Below are 20756 nucleotides of genomic sequence, written 5' to 3' on the forward strand. Positions count from 1 at the left end.
ACTAATTTCCTAACTGCAATTGATTTTTAACCAATTCAAAATAATTTCCTCTTTGTTCTACCAGTGTGGTATGGTTCCCTATTTCAATAATTTTACCTTTATCCAAAACCACAATCTGGTCTGCATTCATAACTGTGCTTAATCGATGCGCAATTACAATTACGGTTTTGTTTTTAAAGAAAATATCAAGCTTCTGCATAATTTCTTTTTCATTGTTGGCGTCAAGGGCAGATGTTGCTTCATCGAAAAACAAAATTTCAGGATTTTTATATACTGCTCTGGCAATCAGCAATCGCTGTTTTTGCCCGGTGCTCATTCCCAATCCTTCTGCTCCAATTTTGGTGTTATAGCCCAATGGGAGCTCGCTTACATATTGTGTAATATTTGCGACATCAGATGCATAAAGCAATCGTTCTTTGTCGATTTTATCAGCCCCAACTGCAATATTATTTGCAATTGTATCAGTGAAAATATACCCCTCCTGCATAACCGCTCCAATATTAGATCTCCATGCTTTCTGTGAAATATTTTTCAATTGAGCACTCCCAATACTGACTTCGCCTTTGTCTGGATTGTAAAACTTCAGCAAGAGTTTCATCAAAGTTGTTTTTCCGCTTCCGCTTACTCCCACTATTGCTGTCACTTTATTAGCTGGAATCTTTAAACTTAAGTTATCTAAAACAGGAACATCTGAACCTAAATACCTATAAGTAACACTTTTTAATTCGATATCTGAATCATACGGCACATCAATGGACTGATGCTCTTCTTCTTGCGTTTCGTCTTCTTTTTCGTGAATTTCTGATAATCTTGCCAATGAAATTTTAGCATCTTGAAGCTCTCTCACAAATTGGATCAGCTGTGTAATTGGCCCATTCAAACTGCCTACAATCGAATTAATGGCCAGCATCATCCCCAGCGTTATAGAACCATCAATAACTAATTTTGCAGATAAAAACGTAATGAAAATATTTTTCAGTTCATTTATTACTGACGAACCAATGCTTTGCGACTGCTCTAAAACCAGACCTTTTATAGAAACTCTAAACAATCTTGCCTGAACATATTCCCAACCCCAGCGTTTCTGTTTTTCTGCATTATGGAGCTTAATTTCCTGCATTCCGTTTATCAGCTCCATTACCTTGCTTTGCTCTACAGAAACTTCAGCAAAACGTTTGTAATCCAAAATTTCTCTTCGTTTTAAAAACATACTTATCCAGCCAAAATAAAGAAGGCTTCCAACAAAAAACACCAGAAATATCTTGAGATTAAAATAAGCCAGAACTGCCCCCAATACAAACATATTGATAACAGAAAATAGCACATTTAAAGAGGATGTTGTAAGTATTTTTTCGATTCTACGATGATCATTAATTCGCTGCATGATATCTCCTGTCATCCTTACATCAAAAAAAGAAATCGGAAGATTCATTAACTTGATAAAGAAATCAGAAATTAATGAAATATTAATGCGGGTGGAGAGATGAAGCAGTATCCAGCTTCTTATGAGTTCTAAACCTGTTCTCCCAGCAAAAAGGAACAGCTGAGCAAATAGGATCAGATAAATGAAATGAATATTCTGATTCTGGATTCCGACATCGACAATGCTTTGGGTTAAAAATGGAAATATCAACTGTAATAAACTACCCGCAAAAAGCCCTATAGCAAGCTGAATAAGAAATGATTTGTATTGAAAGAGGTATTGAGAAAGGAATCTGAATCCCAACCCTGAATCTTCTTCTTTATCAAAATTAGATTGAAAAAATTTTGGAGTCGGTTCAATCAATAATGATATTCCTTCTTTTATCTCATCATGAGCATTATTTCCAATCCAGAACTTTACAAATTCATCTTTACTGTATTCCAAAAGACCAAAAGCTGGGTCTGAGATATAATATTTGCTTTTCTTTATTTTATAAAGTACAACATAGTGATTATCGTTCCAATGCAAAATACATGGCAGTGGAGCTTCTTCGATTCTTTTTACAGAGAGTTTTACCCCTAAAGTTCTAAATCCAATTTTTTCAGCAGCATCACTTAAAAAAAGCAAATTACTTCCTTCACGAGTTGTTTCGCTAATATTTCTCAACTCCTGAATGTTGATTGTTTTACCGTAATATTTAGCAATAATTTTTAAACATGTCGGTCCGCAATCTTTGTTATCTGCCTGTTTATAATGAGCGAATTTTTTCAATTTATTATGATTTATTCCAGACCAAATTAAGAAAAAAATTTCTTGTTAATCCATAAAAAAACAGAGAAGACCTAAATCTTCTCTGTTTCAGTATTTAAAAACAAATTTTTTAGCAACACAATTTCTTTAGGACATGGCCGCGGTTACCCTAACCAAATAAAAATAACCTTGCGACCAACTCCTAAGAATCTCAGTACCAATCATCAATACTGAGAATATGCTCAATGTTCCACGATCGAGCGCCTATACATTAAAAAAAACATGACTAAATTCTAAATAAGGCTATATCGTATTACTTTTAAAAAAGTTAAAAATCAACAACAAAGACGACTTGTATCACAAATACCTGATGATGTATTTAGCGGACAAGTTTCGCCTGACGGTATTAAAAAACATCCTGCTTCTAAGGCTTGAACCCAACATTCTGGAATTCCTCCTTTCATGGTTTTCTGTTCATTTTTGTTAATGGACTGAGCACCTTCAAGACTTAAAATTTTCTTTAACATAATCAATACCTTTTTTATCTAGTACAACAGTTTGTTCTGTCTAACTATTTAATATTTCTCAACAACAGTATCATGGCAATTGATATCTTCTGAATATTCATTGCCCAAGATGTTTTTCTGCTCTTTTTTTGTCAGCTTTCTTGTTTCCTTACTTTTTAAAATCTTTTCTAACATAACTGGCTATTTACATTTTTTGGTTTAAGCCTCAAATTTGCAATAACTTGATGCTTAAAAAAATCCTCTTTAGCAACTTCCGACATAATTATTTGGTATGCAGTTCCAGTATGCTGGCACAGTACCAAATTCTGTACATCTTTTAGCTTTAAATCCATCTTCACAAATAGGAGTATGATCTCTATTCATTGTTTTCAGTTCACTTGCAGTCAATTCTACTGCACCCTTCAATTTTAAAATATTCTTTAACATCACTGCAGGTTTAAAGTTGGGGTTAACTAATTTCTATTTTAACAGTCTAAATTTCTGTTTCTTAGGCTATTTTTTCTAACACTTGAACTTCTTCTACATAATCATTTAAGAAATATTTCAATTCGTTCAATTCATATTCATTTGGAAATAACCTTTCGTTTACAATCTTAATTGGTGTATAATTAAAATTGTTCATCGAGCACCAATCATATTGCTTCTGAATTTCCTGATTTATCATCATGCTTACAGAATCAACATTCCATTTTTTTAACCACTTTTTGTGAGTCATTCTTTTAATGTACCAATCTGAAATCGCTTCAACTGTTTTTCCAGGTGTTGTTCTGTTAATAGTTAAAAGCCTTTCTACAACTGCTTTGTAAGGGTTGTCGTTATTTTCTGGATTAATATTAAAAAGAACGTTCAAAAATATTTTATCTGGAAACTTTAATACCAAGTCAAAAGCTTCTTGAAAAGTTTTATAACAGTGTCCGCAACTTGGGCTAAGAATTACAGAAAGTCTAACTCCTGCATTTCTATTTCCAAATGTCAAACCTCTTAAGTCTTCAAACCCTTTGTTATATTTTACTTTTTTAGATAAGAAATTCAATAAGGAATAGTTTCTTTTGAATTTCTTAAGTTCTTTGAGCGAGTTTTCATTATCAAGCATTTTTCTAATCATCACTTTAACTGCCGCCCAGATTGGTATTAAAAGCAACAAAGAGAATACATAAGGAAAAATTTCATTAAAGCTGAAACTCAATGTAAAAAGATCTGAAGAAAACCAAACAATGCTCTGTGCCAATATTAAAAATGATATTGCTAAACACATTATACACCATTTTTGAATCTCAAATTTTTGAATCCATATCGAGCAAACTATTATTGGAATAGCTAATAAACTTAAGAATCCAACAAAAATCGCTGAACTTAAAGGCTGAACCAATATTGCTATAATACTTGAACTAAAGAAAAGCAATGGCAAATCTGAAAAACTCAACCATTTATTTGCTATATCATCATTAAAGCTTATTACCGAGTGACAAGAAGAATTAGTACTTAAATTACAGAATTTTGAAATTACAGTATTTTTAACTCCCCACTTCTCTTGAACTATAAAGATACTTACGATTAAACCAAGAACTGATGTCACCAAAAATGAAGCGCTAAACCAATCAAAACGATTATAGAACAAAGACAACCCTGCTACAAGCGCAAGAGGCAGAAAATATTTTAGCCAGTTATATTCTATTTTTAGATTATCTCTTGCTACAACATTGTTTGGTTCAATGGCCACAATTACTCCATTCCAATCTAAAAGGAATTTATCATAAGATAATTTTTGGCTTCCTTTTTTTGAGGTTGTGATTCTAACACCGCTTTTAATCTTTTCAACTAGTGTCAATTCATCTTTAAAATATGCCAAAAAATTTGATGGCAAATCTTCAATCTGTTCTTTCGAAACTCTTACAGCAGCATTCTCTACAGAAAGCAAATCAAACGAGTCTGTAATGGCAAACAAACTCGGATAATTTGGATGAGACAAAAACAGATCCTTAAACTCATTTTTGATATCTGAGTAGCGGTTGATTTGCAGAAATTTTTGGACAAGTTTTAACATCGCTTTTGATCGTTTTTAAATCATTTTACACTGCAAAGATTGGGGATTTTATTGATAAAAATCGCATAAACACATACATTTTATTAATTATACCACATACAATTTATAAATTATACCAAGTATAGTATTCTTTTTAATGTATTGATTTACAATTATTTACATGTTTGTTTTTTGAATAAAAAGCTTAGAAAGTCCATTTTCGATTAACGGTTTTGCTTTTTATCTAGTTTTGGAAAAGCAATAATCTAAACATTAAAAAACATGAAAAATGGGCTCATAAAAACAGATGTGTTTGGAAGAAAAAATAAATGAAAAAAAATCTGTAAAAGCCCAAATCTGAAGCAAAAGTTCCTGGTAAAAATCAAAAAAAATCTTATCCAACAAGTTTTATCTCATAAATAAATTCAGAGGTGGCACTGACTCCACCAATCTTCTACAAGTGATCCTCTAAAAACTAAAGATGGAGGAAATGGCTGATTCTCATATAATAATATAAACGAAACTAAAAACTTAAATCATGAAAACGAAAAAGATGACATTTAAAGATTTTGAAGTAGATAAAATAGACTTAAAAACTCAAAGAATTATTCGAGGAGGCGAGAACGAATCTGTTGATCCGCCTGTTGTGAGCTATCCTATTAAAACTAACGGAGGAGGAAATGGCTGATTCTCATTTATAATAATACAAACAAACTAAAAATTTAATCATGAAAACGAAAATAATGACATTCAAAGATTTCGAAGTAGATAAAATAGACTTAAAAACTCAAAGAATTATTCGAGGAGGCGAGAACGAATCTGTTGATCCGCCTGTTGTGAGCTATCCTATTAAAACTAACGGAGGAGGAAATGGCTAATAATTCAAGCTTTAAATATTGTTCGCAAATTGAGCTGGAGATACTCCAGTTCTTTTGCGAAACGATTTTGCAAATGAAACTGCATTTTTAAAACCAACACTTTCTGCAATTGCCTGAGTTGAATATTTTCTATACAAATGATTGGTAATCATCTGATTAATAACATAATTAATTTTCAACTCATTAGAATATTCACTAAAAGATTTTCCGAATCTCTTATTCACTACATAAGATAAATAAGTTGTATTGGTTTTGATTTTTTTGGCCGCATATGAAAGCGTAAAATCGGCATTTAGATATTCGAGTTTTTCTTCTAGCGCAAGCAATTTTTCTACAATTTTATTTTCTTTCGCCTCATCAATACTTAGATTTGCATTTTCCTTTTTAAACTGAGGATCTTCTTGCTCTACAAACTCTTCTAAAACTGTACTTTTTTCTAATGCTGCTTTTTCAATTTCCTTTTTCTCGAGATTAGCTTTAAACTCTTCAATTAAAGCATTCATTTTTTTCTGCGCTTTATTCTTATCTCTAATATTTTTAATTAAAAAAAACACAATTCCAACAACTAAAACAACATAGATAACTTTTAGGGCTTTATTCCATAAAACCTCATATTTATACTTCTGCTGAATACTCAACATCTCATCGCTCAGATTAGCAGTGCCGAGTTTGTAATTAACCTCTAAAGCTTCTTCTCGCAGTTGTCCCTGATATTTTTCATAAGAGTCTAAATAAATTTTAGAATGCTTGAAAGCTAATTCAGGTTCGTTTTGAATATTATAAATTTTGGCTTGGATATAATTAGATTGAAAATAACTCATATCTATTTTGTTTTCCTTTAAATAAAGAGAATCGACTTTTTTCAAGAAAACTAAGGCTTTATCGTATTTTTTTTGAGAATAATAGAGATCACCCAAATTGTAATTTGCAGTCTTATAATAGCTTTCATCATTATTTTGTTTCGCATACATCGAAATATCAAAATAAGCTCTCTCTGCATTTTTAAAATCCTTTTTCAACAAATAGATATTTCCTAGACTTAAAGTAGCTGTCATTTTATTATCTATATAGTTTTGTGAATAGGTTATTGCTCTTTTGTAATAGTATTCGGCCGAGTCGAGTAAAACTAATTTACTTCGATTCTTCATATAGTAGCCTTCATACACATTTCCTAAATTGGTATAAATATTACTTTTACTATTTTGAAATTGGTCTTTCTCATAAAGACTTTCATTTTTATCTAAAAAATCACTGTTTTGTCTAAGGTTTTTTACAGCAAGTTCATAATTACCTACAGCTTCATTAACTAAAGCAATATTGCTTTTAAATTTTACAGTCTGAATAACATCATTAGTTTTAATAGAAAGCTTAATTCCTTCTTGATAATTACTAAGAGCATTACTGAAATTTCGTCGTTTCCACTCTGTCAATCCTCTATAATTATATAAATAAGCTCTAAGATTTATTTTTTGAACAGATTCTGGGAGTTTATTATAATGAGCTATCGCCTTGGCAAACCATTCATCACATTTAACTTTATTGCCTTTCAATTGATATAGATAAGATCCTGCACCATAAGCAAAAGCTTTGTGCTCATCATTATTAGATTTTTTTAATTCAGCTGCATATTCAAGTCCTTGATCAAAATTACCATTCATGCTAAAACGGATTTTATCCTGTAATTCTAAGTACTTTTGTTCCGTGAGTTCTCCTGTAGTTTGAGCAACCCCACTGGAATAGATTAATAGTAAAAAGAAAAAAGAGATGATCAGCCTCATTTAGTTTGTTTTTGGAATTCAAAAATAGTCTATAAATTATCAATAAACTACAATTTATTTGCCAAATTCCTATTAATATTATTTTTGCTATAAATAAATATAACATTTTAACATGTATTTGTTATATTTTTATTATGTAAATTTGCTTTGCTAAATTTAAAAATCATGAAACCAGACCTATTTCAATCTCCAGATTATTTTAACTTAGACGATTTACTATCTGACGAACATAAATTAGTTCGCGAATCTGCTCGTGCTTGGGTTAAAAAAGAAGTTTCTCCTATTATAGAAGAATACGCGCAAAAAGCAGAATTTCCTAAACAAATTATTAAAGGTCTTGGAGAAATCGGTGGTTTCGGACCTTATATTCCTGTAGAATATGGCGGAGCAGGATTAGACCAAATTTCTTATGGTTTAATTATGCAGGAAATAGAAAGAGGTGATTCTGGTGTAAGATCTACCTCATCTGTTCAATCTTCACTAGTAATGTATCCAATCTGGAAATATGGAAACGAAGAACAAAGAATGAAATATCTTCCAAAGCTTGCTACTGGAGAATATATAGGCTGTTTCGGATTAACTGAACCAGATCATGGCTCCGACCCAGGAAGTATGATTACCAATTTTAAAGATATGGGAGATCATTATCTTTTAAATGGTGCCAAAATGTGGATTTCTAATGCCCCTTTTGCTGATATTGCGATTGTTTGGGCTAAAAATGAAGAAGGAAGAATTCACGGTTTAATTGTAGAACGAGGAATGGAAGGCTTTACAACGCCAGAAACGCATAATAAATGGTCATTACGTGCTTCTGCGACTGGAGAATTAATTTTTGATAATGTAAAAGTTCCAAAAGAAAATCTTCTACCAAATAAATCTGGTCTTGGCGCCCCTCTTGGCTGTTTAGATTCTGCGCGTTACGGAATCGCATGGGGAGCAATCGGAGCTGCAATGGATTGTTATGATACAGCTTTAAGATATTCAAAAGAAAGAATTCAGTTCGGAAAACCGATTGGAGGAACTCAGTTACAGCAGAAAAAACTGGCAGAAATGATTACCGAAATCACAAAAGCACAACTATTAACTTGGCGTTTAGGTGTTTTAAGAAATGAAGGTAGAGCAACTTCTGCTCAAATTTCGATGGCAAAACGCAACAACGTAAATATGGCCATTACCATCGCTAGAGAAGCAAGACAAATGCTGGGAGGCATGGGGATTACTGGCGAATACTCCATCATGCGTCACATGATGAACCTTGAAAGTGTTATTACGTATGAAGGAACTCACGACATACATTTATTGATAACGGGAATGGATGTGACTGGAATTCCAGCATTTAAATAAACACTAATTATTAAAATATACATAAAATCAATCTAAAAAGCTTCTTCTTGACGGAGAAGCTTTTTATCTTTGCATCAAAATTTTTTCAAAAATGAATATCGAAACGATAAACAAAAGCATTCAACCTCAAAAAGACCAACTATTAAACCACTCTTTATACAATAAGATTCAAAATATAAATGATCTTCATAGCTTTCTAGAAACTCACGTTTTTGCTGTTTGGGATTTTATGTCACTTTTAAAAGCCTTACAGGCCAAACTTACTTGTACAACAACACCTTGGTTTGCTACCAAAAATCCAGAAACACGTTATTTGATTAATGAAATTGTTCTTGCAGAAGAGAGTGATTTAAGTATTGATGGAAGAAGACAAAGCCACTACGAAATGTATCTTGAAGCTATGGAAGACTGTGGCGCAGATACAACAGGAGTTTTAAAATTCTTATCAGAGGTGACCTCTCTTCATAATATATTCGTAGCAATCAAACAAAGCTCACTGCATCCCAATGTAAAAGCCTTTTTAGATTTTACTTTTAGAGTTATCGAAGAAGGAAAACCACACGAAATTGCAGCAGCATTTACTTTTGGAAGAGAAGATTTGATTCCGAGTATGTTTACTGAAATTTTGAAAAACTTCCAGAAAAACCTTCCGGAAACCGATTTAGCAAAATTACTATACTATTTTGAAAGACATATCGAATTGGATGCCGATGAACATGGGCCAATGGCTATGCAAATGATTACAGAACTGTGTGAAAACGATTCTCAAAAATGGAAAGAAGTTGAAGAAGTTTCGATTCTTGCTCTAGAAAAACGCATCGGACTTTGGAATGCTATCGAGGAAGAAATTTTGATGAAAGCCGAAATGGTTTAAAATTACTATAAGTTATGTAACATAGCTTATTTCTTAAAAATTCCAATAACTGAAACTGTTTAATGACAGATAAGTTATTGGAATTTTGTTTTTTCATACCTTTGACATTCAGCCTGTTGAAAACACTTTCAAATGAACATTATCGATTTCATTCCAACAGAACAGTTAAGGCCTTTTATTAAGACTTACAGAATTATCGAAAGCGAAGACGAATTGGTAAACCGGGTTTTACCCAGCACCTCTCTAGCAATTGCTTTTCGCTGCAAAGGCTATGTTAATTATATTAAAGAAAATCAGCACGAAAAACTGCCCGTTTCTACAATTTCAGGTATTCGCAAATCAGTACGATTAATTAATTACGCAAAAGATACGGCAACTCTTATCATTCAGTTTAAAGAAGCTGGAGCTAAAGCTTTTTTTAAAGAACCGCTTCATGAATTATTCGAAGAAAGTGTTTCGCTCGACAACTTTATTCCACAGCAAAAAATTGCCATTATCGAAGAACTTTTAATGGAAGCCAAAACCAACAATCAAAAAATTGCAGTTATAGAACAGTTTCTTTTATCAAGACTGCACAATTACAAACCCGACGATCTAATCTCTGCTGCCATTACTATCATACAATCAAAAAAAGGCATCGTTAAAATAAAAGAGCTTGCTGATGCGCTTTTTATCAGTCAAGACGCATTTGAAAAAAGGTTCCGAAAAACAATTGGATCTTCTCCGAAACAATTTTGCTATGTTGTTCGCATAAAATCAATTATCGATCACAAACAAAAAAATCAAAACCTCATCGATCTGGCTATTGATGCCGGATATTTTGACCAGCCCCATTTTAATAAAGATTTCAAGTTGTTTACAGGACAAACTCCAAGTGAGTTTTTCAATTTTCCTTCTTTTTGGTAAATCAATGATTTTTTACAAGGATTAAGTTTTCACAATTCTGAATTTTACATCAATAAAAACAGGAGTTATGAAAACAAATATTTTAATCGGAATTGTCTTTTTGATATTATTCAACTATAGAACAAATGCTCAATCAACAACAATCAATTCACAAATTGAACTTAAAAAATCAGAAAACATGCAACAAATTTTTATCGATAAATTTATTGTTCCCGAAAAATCAAAACAAGAATTTTTAGAACGAGTATGCATTAACCGAAACTTCATAAAACATTTAAACGGCTTTGTAAATGACAATGCGTACGAACGCATTGACGAAAATGGAAATTTAATTTACCTAACGATTGCTGTCTGGAAAAATGAAACAGTCTTGAAAAGTGCCAAAGAGGCCGTGCAAGCTTACTATAAAAAAGAAGGTTTTAATATCTCTGAAATGTTTGAAAGATTAAATATCACCATGGAAAGAAATATTTATAAGGAAACCACAAAACCGTAACAACTTATTTAACGTAACTACTTGTTTAAAGCCATTTTAATTTAAACAAATTATGAAACCAGATTTTAAACAAATAATTATTGTTATACTCTCAGGATTTCTTTTGAGCTGCAGTTCAGATGAGCCCTCATCTCCTATTACAACAATTCCTCCAATTGTAAATCCACCCACTACAAATCCTCCAATTTCGAGTTCTGTAAATTATTTGGCATTAGGCGACAGTTATACTATTGGTCAGAGCGTTTGCGAAACATGTCGTTTTCCAGAACAGCTCAAAGCAAGTTTAAACGCCATGTACTCTAGTACAATTTCATTAAAAATAATTGCAACAACTGGCTGGACAACATCTAATTTGCTTTCAGCAATCGAATCGCAAAAACCAGAATCCAATTATGATTTGGTTACACTTTTAATTGGAGTTAACAATCAATATCAGCACAAAAGCTTTTCTGTTTATGAAAAAGAATTTCCTGAATTGGTCAACAAAGCTATTATGCTGGCCAAAGGTGATCGAAAAAATGTTGTTGTCATTTCTATTCCTGATTATGCTTACACGCCCTATGGACAAAGTTTATTTGGACAACAAAGTGCCACAATTTCTGCAGAAATAGATCAATACAATTCTTTTGCAGAAAACTATTGCAATAACAGTCAGGTTGCTTTTGTTTCGATTACAGATATTACGCGTATGGGGTTAAGCAATCCAAATCTTGTTGCCTCAGACGGTTTACATCCTTCCCAAACAGCTTACAAAATGTTTGTAGACAGAATGATGCCGAAAGTCAAAATCGCTTTACAGAATTAGTTTTTTAATTTCTTGAAGCAGAACATTCATTTTCAAAACAAATTTAGTCCCGCTATCCACTATATCTTTTGTTCTGAACCCCAGAACAAAAGGATATCGTTTCTATCGGGGCTAGATTAGAAGTTATCCGCTTTAAGAAAATATACTTAATTTTGCCTGGATAAATTCTTAAAATACAAGCACTACGTAATGATTATTTTTAAAACTACAATACAAGATATCGATGCCGTTTTCGATATTTACAATCAAGCTACATCATATCAAAAGACAGTAAACAATAAAAGCTGGAGAGGTTTTGAAAGAGCATTAATAGAAAAAGAAATTGCTGAAAATCGCCATTACATAATCAAAGAAGGAATCGAAATTGCTTGTACATTTGTGATTACTTTTAATGATTTAATTATTTGGAAGGAAGCCAGTAAAGATCCTGCTATTTACCTTCATCGCATTGCTACCAATCCAAAATTTAGAGGACGATCTTATGTCAAAAAAATTATTGAATGGGCTAAAGAATATGCCAAACAAAAAGGTAAAGAATATATTAGGCTTGACACACACAGCGGAAATGAAAGAATAAATAAATATTACAGCAGCTGTGGCTTCACTTACAAAGGAATAAGCACTATCGAATGGACAAACGAATTACCAGAACATTATAAAGAAGGTTCTTTTAGTTTGTTTGAAATTAAACTCTAGATTTAGTTTTGGTTTTCCAAATAAAACCATCCAATAAATAATGTGTAAACTGTGGTACGGTCAATAAAGGAACTAACAAAATCTGCCAGCTTGAAAAATCAAAATTTGTGATGCTGATATTTTCATTCCAAACAAAAAATTCCCAAAGAAATTCTTCCGAAAAAGCAATCAAAAGCAAAATTCCAATGTAAATTAAAAGACCTTTATACTGTTTTAAAAAAGATAAACGCCCCAATTCTGTTTCCGATTTTCCGTCAATTTCTTTAAAATAAACCAAAGCCATATACGGAATTCCATGCGATACGACATTTAACAAAGTAAAAATCAAATCGTCATTAAAATACACAATTCCAAAATACCAGGACAAAGCAGTTCCCAGAATAATGCTGTTTTTTGGAATATTAAAAAATCGGTTCTGAATTGATTTTACAGCCGTATAAACCACATACAGAATCAAAATCCCAATATAAACCCAAAACAGGATTTCTAGAATTCTTTGATTTTCAAACCTAAAAAATTCATTTTCTACAAACCAGTTGAATTTTCGCTTAGACGAAAAAAACCAATATAGCATCGGGTATCCAGTTGAAGCATAAATCGCAAGATTATCAATCCAAATCGAGATTTTGGTCTTCGTTTCTTTTCTGGCGTACAATCTCATAAAACCATATTGCTGTCTTATAAAATGAAAAACAGCTACGTAAGCCAAAAAAGACCAAAAAACTAAACTTCCGAAAGAGAAAAGCACAATTCCGGTTACGAAACAAAAAAGCGGCAACAGAATCAATCTTCTTTTTTGTTTCTGAAATTCATCTGCAACAAAATAAGTTTTGAATAAAGTTGCATAAACGTGTGCAACATCAATAAACACAATCAGGAAAAGCCAAGTATAAAAAGAATAATATTCTTCAATCTGAGCAATATAATCCTGAAAAATGAAAATGATCGCCAAAACAAAAAATGACGGACCAATTATAAAAGCTAAATCGGTTTTGGCTTTATGAATCCACGGTTGTTCCATCTATAATTTCATTTACAACATTAATTCCCTGATGAAAAGCTTCTTCAAAAATCGAAATTCCTGATAAATCGCTATGAGCAAAATATATTTTATTTTGAATGTTTTGCTTGGCTTGTTTTTTCGCTTCTCCAAAAATAAAGCCTGGAGCAGGCGAAATCATTCCGTGCCCCAAAAGAAACACTTCTATATCTTCTGTACATTCTTCAATATCTGGATGCCCCACTTTTAAGTCATTCAAAACAAACTGTTTCCAATATTCTTTGTCTTTTTTATACAGCTCTTTTCTGGTTTTCTTTAAATCGGCAGACGAAAAACTATAATAATATGTAATCACTTTTTTGTCCTGAACCTGATTCACGGTCTGATGCTGATCGTAAACATATCCCAAACCTTTTGCATCATAAATTACATTGTCCCAAGAAAGCGGAAAACTAAAATCATCTGATAAATCATTTACAATCAGCGTTGCCAAAAGCCAAGGCGTGTAATGAAAATATTCAGTAAACGCTTTTCTGTCTTCAATCAAATATTGATTCACAAACTGCGGAGAACTCATAATCACTTTATCAGCAATTATTTCAACCGAGGTTTTACTTACATCATCAAAAGCTTTTGCAATCACTTTATTGTTCTCTACTTTGACTTCATAAACCAAATGATTTTTGAGCGTTTTGTCTTTCGTATATTTTTTCAAATGATTGGCTAAACGCGAATTTCCTTCTGACCACGTTAAAACGCTGTCGTGTTTTTCGGGTGTCGAATCTTGTTTTCTTCCGGCAAAATAATGGATTCCCGCCCAAGCCGAAACATATTCGATTCCTAAACCAAAATCATCTTTACAGCAATAATCGATATAATTGAACAAAGGCTCAGACGTAAAATGATTGTCTTTGCACCACTGTTTCATGGTAATTTTATCCAAAGCTCTTGTTTTGATATCAGATGAAGAAAGATAAAGCGGAATATCAAATAAATATTTCTGGTCTTCTCCTTTGGCGATTCTAAACGCATCCATTTTTTTGAAGAATTTGTCAAACTCTACATCATCAGAAATCAAATTTCCTTCTTTTGGAACGACGCCTTCCTGCCAGTTATTTTTATAGAACAAACGTTCGTCTGGCGCAAAAGTCAATTGCAATTCATCAAAAATTGGAAAACCTTTTTCACTATAACCTAAAATTATTTTTTCTTCTTCTAGAAAACGAAGCAGTTCTTTATCTTGGAAATTAGGCAAAGGCAAATAATGCGCTCCCAAAGGATATTTGGAATATTTATTTTCTCCATTAGAAGAATTTCCGCCCAAATGATTTTCTAATTCTACTATCAAAAAATCTGAAATTCCTTTTTTATGAAATTGGCGCGCTGCACTTAAACCCGAAATTCCTCCGCCGACAATTAGATACGGAATCTGGATTTGTTTCGTTGGTTTAGGAAAATCTTTAATCCACAAACGATGACCAAGCAAGTGTTTAGTTCCAGATAAACGAATCATCATCGCCGCAATTTTATCCGAACAAAACTGCAGAAACGGAACTGCAATTAAAGCCGCGCCAACTACTTTTATAAAGCTCCTTCTGGATTTATTGCAGTTTTCCCCACTCTTCATCAAAATAGCGTACTAAAATCTGGTTGTCTAAACGATTGATTTCAATTTGGTTTGAAATCATATCGTTTGTAAAATAATTGAATCGATCGAATTGATAATTGTAAAATTTCAATCCGTCTGCTTTTCGGTTTACGGTATTAAAAGTTGTTCCAAAACCGTTTATGGCAATCGTATAACCCCATTCTCCAAAAGATGGCACATAAGCGTGATAGGCATCAACTTGCGGAAAAACCTGCATGACCGTTTTATTAATACACCAAAAAGATTTTGGCGCAAAATATGGCGATGTAGTTTGTATCACAACTGTAGCATCAGGTTTTAAAATGGTATTTATGGTTTGATAAAAATTCAGCGAATACAATTTCCCCAAACTATAATTGGATGGATCTGGAAAATCGATTATCGCCACATCGTATTTTTCTTTATTGTTTTTCGCCCAAATATAAGCGTCGGTATTGATTACGGTAACTTTAGGATTATTCAACGAATTCTGATTGAAATTCGTCAATACCGAATTGGTTTTGAACAGTTTTGTCATTCCTTCGTCCAAATCTACCAAAGTCACTTTTTGAACGTCTTTGTATCTCAGAATTTCACGAACCGCGAGACCATCTCCACCACCCAAAACCAAAACGTTTTTGACGCTTTTAGCCATCGACATTGCGGGATGAACTAAAGCCTCGTGATAACGATATTCGTCAGCAGAACTAAATTGTAGGTTATTATTCAAATAAAGCCTGTAATCGCTCTTATTATGTGTTAAAACGATACGCTGATACGGTGTCGAATTCGTATAAATGATATTTTCTCCGTATAATTTCCCTTCTGAATACGCGAGAATATCATTGGAAAAAATAAAAACAACCAATAATAATACAAAAGATAAAACGGCTTTTGCTCTTAATAAAGAAGGTTTCTTCAATTCTCTTTTCAATAAAAAACATAAGGCAATAGCAATGCTCACATTGATCATTCCGAAGAAAAGAGAAGTTCCCATGATGCCCAATTTTGGCACCAGAACCAACGGAAATAAAATAGAAGCTAAAAGCGCTCCGATATAATCAAAGGTAAAAACATTCGAAACCAGATCTTTAAATTCGACTCTATCTTTTAAAATATTCATTAATAGTGGAATCTCCAATCCGACCAAAAATCCGGTTACGAAAACAAATAAATATAAAATGAATTGAAAAGAACCCACATTTTCAAACAGCAGAAACAAAATTACTGAGCTTAGACCACCGATAAGTCCGACCAAAATTTCGATTTCTACAAAAGTATTAAGCAGATTCTTATTGAAAAACTTTGAAAAAAAAGAGCCTATACCCATAGAAAATAGATATACGCCGATAATAAATGAAAACTGTTTTACCGAATCGCCTAATAAATAACTGGCCAAAGTTCCTGCAACCAACTCATAAATAAGTCCGCAAGTGGCAATTATAAATACGGCAAAGAGTAAAAGAAATTCAAATCTAAGAAACTTTTTACCCATGAATTGCGGCACTAATAATCATGGAAATCCCGATGATAAATGCTGCCAAAACAATGGCAACAGCAACATTATTTTTTTCTACAACTTCTTTCCAAGTATTCTCTGGAGTCAATTTTTCGATAATATAATACCCGATTAATAAGATTACAATTCCTAAAAAAGAATAAAGAATTGAGTTTACTATTGGCTGTGCGTGAAATAATTCCATATTTGATAGTTTTTTTTATTTGTGATAAAAATGATTGTATGATGAACGGCTTCCGCTCGTTGTTGATTTATAATTTTCTGTAGTTTCGCAATCACAGATTCTGTTTCCTGCAAGAGCAAAATAGATGTAAACCCCAAAGCAAAAGAATCCAATTACTAATGGCGCCCAATTATTGGCAAAGAAATCTGAAATTTTTTTCATATTATTCATAAGTTGAGTAGGAACTGTCTGCCCATCTCTCTTTTTCAAATTGATTTTTAAAATATCGTATGATGAAATAAATTATAACCATACCTAGAATAACTAAACCTAAATTTCGACTTGAAGGCTGATTCCAGACCACATTAACATTCATTTCGCTATTAGAAGAATCTTCTGGAGCTTTCATTGGTGTAATCAAAAGATGGTATTTTCCTCCTTTTACACCACAGATATTAAACTTTTCATACTGGCTTCCTTCTGTCCAAGATTCTCCGTCAGAGTAACCATGATAGTATTCGATGTCTTTATTAGCATAAATTTCATCGCCATTATCTTCATTAATTAAAGCGACATTTATATTGGCCCATGAATTATTAACCTCAGTCGAAACGCTAATCGTCATAGGAGCCGAAGCGCCTTTGAGCACAAAAGATGGAGTGGTAATTTCTTTATTATCAAATTCGCTGAACTTAATTTTACTATTAAAAACGTTTTGTTCAACCTGATCTTTATAAATATACCAGTTTGCAGTTATAATCAATAAAGCAAAAAGACAGAAAATAATGGCAGTATTGCGAAGGTCAAAACGAGACGGTTGAATCATGTTTACGCCAAACTGATACGGCATTGTTCTTTTCGGAAAGGCTTTCTGAATGACGCTTTTTTTCACATACTCGCCATGAAATGCTGATTGCACATTGTTCATCCTTTCTATAGAGATGATGTTTGGCGGATTTATAAATTCTGCCAAATGAATTAATTTGTTTTGAGGAAGTGCAAAATCAAAAAAACCTTGCGCGTCTATGATTTCAGCATCCGAATGTTCAAACAAATCGTAATCTATACCATCATGGTCTAAAACTGTAACTCCTCCTCTTAATTCTGCAATATTTTCCATTTCGGTAAGCATCATCCAATGCCCGTTTGAAACAGAAAGATATAGAAACTCTTTAGCTCCGTTCTGCAGAATAAACTCTGTCCAAGTAAAATCAGGATGCACTTTTTTTCTCAGCAAACCTGTGACTTTGTATTCGCTACCCTTCAAAAACCCAACATCGCCAATTTCCAATGGATAATCTCTGAGTACGTTTTTATACTGAGATCTTCTTCTAAATTGCCCCTCCTTATCACGAGCGTATAAACTCTGACATTTAGGGCAAACAAAATTGACTACTTCAAAACCAACCTCTAATTCGGTTTCTACATTACAATCGTAACAAGGAATCTTCATATCTTATCGGTTAATTTCAAAATCCTTAATAATTTCTGCTTCAAAATAGGCAACATAATCGGCCATAACGGCACGCACTTTATGCGAGTTATCCTGAAGATAATTGCACAAATAAACGTCCAAAGTCAACTGATTGTATTCTGGCCAAGTGTGTATACAAATATGTGATTCTTTTAGGCAGTACGAGATTGTAAAACTTTCGTTCTCGAAGTCATGCACTACAACTCCAACCTTCTCAAGTTCGTATTTTTCTAAAATGGAATCGGTAACTGCAACAAAACCTTTGCTATTGGTAAGCTTAGAAATTTCGTCTACATGTAGAGTAACCAGTTTATGCAATCCTGGCGAATAAGGAGGTAAATCCATTAAGTTATTTATATTACACAGGAGCCAAATATAAAATATTTCTAGAATAAAAAAATGCGGGAAACCGTATTTTGAAAATAACTTTTTAGGACTATGTGTTTATGATTTTTTTTTGATTATTAGCAAAATATGATAAATCAAGATTTTTTGATTATAATCATCAAACTTTTTGTTCTAAATCAATATATTCAAAACTGATTCTATTTTTAATCGAATAATCTTTCTAATAAGTAGAGACGCGATTAATCTTTCTAATAGATAGAGACGCGATTAATCGCGTCTCTACCGTTATTTCGGATTGTTTTTGTATTATTTTCCATAAAATTTGTCTTTATTCCAATTCAACGGATTGTTTTCTATATAATTTTGTATGGTTTCAAAAGATTTTTCATTTCTAATGATATAATCATGAAAACGCGGTTGCCAACCAAAATCTGCATGTATTTTTTTCATCTCAAAAGAACATCTTCCTTTATACCATCTTATAATTTTCGAAATATTATCGTGTAGCATAGGGTTTTTATCCCCAGCAAAACCACCTGTTTTATATATTGTTTCGGGTGGAGACGCGATTAATCGCGTCTCTACGGAAATCGATGCGTTTTTATCGATAATTAAAATCCCATGAACGTGATTTGGCATAATCACAAAATTACCCAATTCGACATACGGAAAATGTTCTGGAATATCTAACCAATATTTTTCTGCCAATATTCCTAATTCCGATGCCTCTAATTTAGAATCAATAATATCTCCAAAATAACATTCCCTATTGTTAGTACAAATAGTTATAAAATAAGCACCATTTACACCATAATCCCAATTTTGCAATCGCGAAGATGGAATTCGATATTTATTTTTAAATTTTTGAGACATTGTTCGACAGATTTTTCGAAAGGTGTTCGCAATATATAATCCTGAAACTAATTCCGCTGATTTACTCATGCAAATATTATAAAATCGAAATTGCCCAAAGTTTTTATTCAATAAGTTTTTTTGGACGTTTGATATAGTAATTTATAATTTGGTAATAGAGACATTAATAAAAAAACCTCGAAATATACATTTCGAGGTTTGGTATTATTTTAATTAAAATTTGCAGAGAAGAAGGGATTCGAACCCTCGATACAGTTACCCATATACTAGCTTTCCAGGCTAGCTCCTTAAACCACTCGGACACCTCTCTATTTTGGTCTGCAAATAACACAAAAAAATCTGACTTTACAAAAGTAAAATCAAAGTTACTTCAGATGCTCTTTCTAAATTCTTCCATAAATAGTTTTACGGCCTTTTTCTGGTAACCCCCCATTGTCAACATATATGAATCTCTTTTGGTCGAAACTCCCGTAATTTGTATTGCTTTAAGGCTATGTTCCCAACCTTTCAAAGCTTTTTCAGCTACAATAGTTGCCCAATCGCTATTTTCTACCATTTGCAGTAAAGCATGAATCGAATTTAATTCGATCGAAATTTTTGGTTTCATGTTATGTTTTACAAACAGCAACTCTACGTATTCGCGCGAATTAGAACCTTTTCCCGGAAGGATCAAAGGTACTTCAGCTATTTTTTTAAATGGTATTTTGTCTATTTCAGCCAAAGCATGATTTTTTGAAACTGCCATAACCATATTTGAAGTAAACAAGGGCACTTTCTGAATTGGAGGACCAATTTCGTGAGACGAAATTACCAAAACCAAATCCAATTCGTTATTAATCAGTTTTTGCTCTAAAGCTTCTGTTGTACCATATTCTACAATTATTCTCAAATTCTGGTATCTTTTGGCAAATGCATTAACAACAGGCAGAATCAATAATCCAAAAATATAGGTTACGCCAATTCGGAGTTCTCCGCCAATCATTTCGTTTAAATCCTCAATCGCCTGTTTACCGTTTTCTAGATTTTCGACCACTTTTTTAGCATGAATCAGAAAAACGGCTCCTGCTTCTGTCAACTGCACTTTTTTTCCAATTCGCTTAAACAATGGCATTCCGAGCTCTTCTTCTAGCTTTTTAATTTGCTGCGAAAGTCCTGATTGCGTTACAAAACACAACTCTGCCGCTTTTGTAAAATGCAAAACTTCAGCGGTTTTAATAAAATACTGCAATTGATAGATTTCCATATTGATAAG

Annotated in this window: 21 protein-coding genes and 1 tRNA gene; 8 read left to right on the plus strand and 14 right to left on the minus strand. The window is 32.6% G+C overall.

Features of this window, described 5'->3' with window-relative positions:
• Position 1: 1 nt before the first annotated feature.
• The 3 genes from BB050_RS06540 to BB050_RS06550 all read right to left on the minus strand — a co-directional run bounded on the left by BB050_RS06540 (position 2) and on the right by BB050_RS06550 (position 4744).
• Positions 2-2194, minus strand: coding sequence for a peptidase domain-containing ABC transporter (locus BB050_RS06540; RefSeq protein ID WP_066033030.1), 2193 nt, complete (start codon positions 2192-2194; stop codon positions 2-4).
• Between the two features lie 749 nt (positions 2195-2943).
• A complete protein-coding gene (locus BB050_RS21815; protein WP_162927158.1) occupies positions 2944-3105 on the minus strand; it encodes a hypothetical protein in 162 nt (53 codons plus the stop codon).
• 82 nt (positions 3106-3187) lie between these two features.
• On the minus strand, positions 3188-4744 hold the full coding sequence (locus BB050_RS06550; protein WP_066033031.1) for a vitamin K epoxide reductase family protein: 1557 nt from the start codon (positions 4742-4744) through the stop codon (positions 3188-3190).
• A gap of 517 nt (positions 4745-5261) precedes the next feature.
• Between BB050_RS06550 and BB050_RS21820 the strand changes: the two genes are divergently transcribed.
• Together BB050_RS21820 and BB050_RS21825 are read left to right on the plus strand one after the other, a co-directional pair.
• Positions 5262-5411: a hypothetical protein gene (locus tag BB050_RS21820; protein WP_164085578.1), complete on the plus strand. Its 150-nt coding sequence runs from the start codon at positions 5262-5264 to the stop codon at positions 5409-5411.
• 40 nt (positions 5412-5451) lie between these two features.
• Positions 5452-5601, plus strand: a complete 150-nt coding sequence (locus BB050_RS21825; RefSeq protein ID WP_164085579.1) for a hypothetical protein — start codon at positions 5452-5454, stop codon at positions 5599-5601.
• An 11-nt stretch (positions 5602-5612) separates the two neighbouring features.
• Here the strand turns inward: BB050_RS21825 and BB050_RS06555 are convergent, their stop codons facing one another.
• The gene (locus BB050_RS06555) at positions 5613-7379 is read right to left on the minus strand and encodes an AraC family transcriptional regulator (protein WP_066033032.1); all 1767 of its coding nucleotides are present in this window, start codon (positions 7377-7379) and stop codon (positions 5613-5615) included.
• A 165-nt stretch (positions 7380-7544) separates the two neighbouring features.
• Between BB050_RS06555 and BB050_RS06560 the strand changes: the two genes are divergently transcribed.
• The 6 genes from BB050_RS06560 (at position 7545) to BB050_RS06585 (ending at position 12500) form a co-directional block, all read left to right on the plus strand.
• On the plus strand, positions 7545-8723 hold the full coding sequence (locus BB050_RS06560) for an acyl-CoA dehydrogenase family protein (RefSeq protein WP_008466210.1): 1179 nt from the start codon (positions 7545-7547) through the stop codon (positions 8721-8723).
• A gap of 91 nt (positions 8724-8814) precedes the next feature.
• Positions 8815-9597, plus strand: a complete 783-nt coding sequence (locus BB050_RS06565; protein WP_066033033.1) for a DUF3050 domain-containing protein — start codon at positions 8815-8817, stop codon at positions 9595-9597.
• 132 nt (positions 9598-9729) lie between these two features.
• A complete protein-coding gene (locus tag BB050_RS06570; RefSeq protein WP_066033034.1) occupies positions 9730-10503 on the plus strand; it encodes a helix-turn-helix domain-containing protein in 774 nt (257 codons plus the stop codon).
• Between the two features lie 67 nt (positions 10504-10570).
• Positions 10571-10999 carry a hypothetical protein gene (locus BB050_RS06575; RefSeq protein ID WP_083219812.1) on the plus strand — a complete coding sequence of 143 codons (429 nt, stop codon included), beginning with the start codon at positions 10571-10573 and terminating at the stop codon, positions 10997-10999.
• 52 nt (positions 11000-11051) lie between these two features.
• On the plus strand, positions 11052-11804 hold the full coding sequence (locus BB050_RS06580; protein ID WP_066033035.1) for an SGNH/GDSL hydrolase family protein: 753 nt from the start codon (positions 11052-11054) through the stop codon (positions 11802-11804).
• A gap of 189 nt (positions 11805-11993) precedes the next feature.
• Complete coding sequence (locus BB050_RS06585; protein WP_066033036.1) at positions 11994-12500, plus strand: GNAT family N-acetyltransferase; 507 nt, start codon at positions 11994-11996, stop codon at positions 12498-12500.
• Here BB050_RS06585 and BB050_RS06590 read toward each other — a convergent pair.
• From BB050_RS06590 to BB050_RS06635, 10 genes are all read right to left on the minus strand, one after another.
• On the minus strand, positions 12490-13521 hold the full coding sequence (locus tag BB050_RS06590) for a hypothetical protein (RefSeq protein WP_008466195.1): 1032 nt from the start codon (positions 13519-13521) through the stop codon (positions 12490-12492). The two genes, BB050_RS06585 and BB050_RS06590, sit on opposite strands and share 11 nt — an antisense overlap.
• Positions 13499-15127 carry a flavin monoamine oxidase family protein gene (locus BB050_RS06595; RefSeq protein WP_083219813.1) on the minus strand — a complete coding sequence of 543 codons (1629 nt, stop codon included), beginning with the start codon at positions 15125-15127 and terminating at the stop codon, positions 13499-13501. The genes BB050_RS06590 and BB050_RS06595 overlap by 23 nt, the downstream gene beginning before the upstream one ends.
• Positions 15102-16622, minus strand: coding sequence for a polyamine aminopropyltransferase (locus BB050_RS06600; RefSeq protein ID WP_008466191.1), 1521 nt, complete (start codon positions 16620-16622; stop codon positions 15102-15104). The genes BB050_RS06595 and BB050_RS06600 overlap by 26 nt, the downstream gene beginning before the upstream one ends.
• Positions 16615-16830, minus strand: a complete 216-nt coding sequence (locus tag BB050_RS06605; RefSeq protein WP_008466189.1) for a DUF350 domain-containing protein — start codon at positions 16828-16830, stop codon at positions 16615-16617. The genes BB050_RS06600 and BB050_RS06605 overlap by 8 nt, the downstream gene beginning before the upstream one ends.
• 15 nt (positions 16831-16845) lie before the next feature.
• A complete protein-coding gene (locus tag BB050_RS06610) occupies positions 16846-17031 on the minus strand; it encodes a hypothetical protein (protein WP_236940428.1) in 186 nt (61 codons plus the stop codon).
• 1 nt (position 17032) lies between these two features.
• Positions 17033-18262 carry a DUF4178 domain-containing protein gene (locus BB050_RS06615; protein WP_066033038.1) on the minus strand — a complete coding sequence of 410 codons (1230 nt, stop codon included), beginning with the start codon at positions 18260-18262 and terminating at the stop codon, positions 17033-17035.
• 3 nt (positions 18263-18265) lie between these two features.
• On the minus strand, positions 18266-18628 hold the full coding sequence (locus BB050_RS06620; RefSeq protein WP_066033039.1) for an S-adenosylmethionine decarboxylase family protein: 363 nt from the start codon (positions 18626-18628) through the stop codon (positions 18266-18268).
• 309 nt (positions 18629-18937) lie between these two features.
• A complete protein-coding gene (locus tag BB050_RS06625; RefSeq protein ID WP_206352869.1) occupies positions 18938-19573 on the minus strand; it encodes a transposase in 636 nt (211 codons plus the stop codon).
• Positions 19574-19727: 154 nt separating this feature from the next.
• Positions 19728-19814, minus strand: a tRNA-Ser gene (locus BB050_RS06630).
• 60 nt (positions 19815-19874) lie between these two features.
• A complete protein-coding gene (locus BB050_RS06635; protein ID WP_066033040.1) occupies positions 19875-20747 on the minus strand; it encodes a LysR substrate-binding domain-containing protein in 873 nt (290 codons plus the stop codon).
• Between the last annotated feature and the right edge of the window lie 9 nt (positions 20748-20756).

It is taken from the genome of Flavobacterium anhuiense (assembly GCF_001705175.1).
Taxonomy (GTDB): domain Bacteria; phylum Bacteroidota; class Bacteroidia; order Flavobacteriales; family Flavobacteriaceae; genus Flavobacterium; species Flavobacterium anhuiense.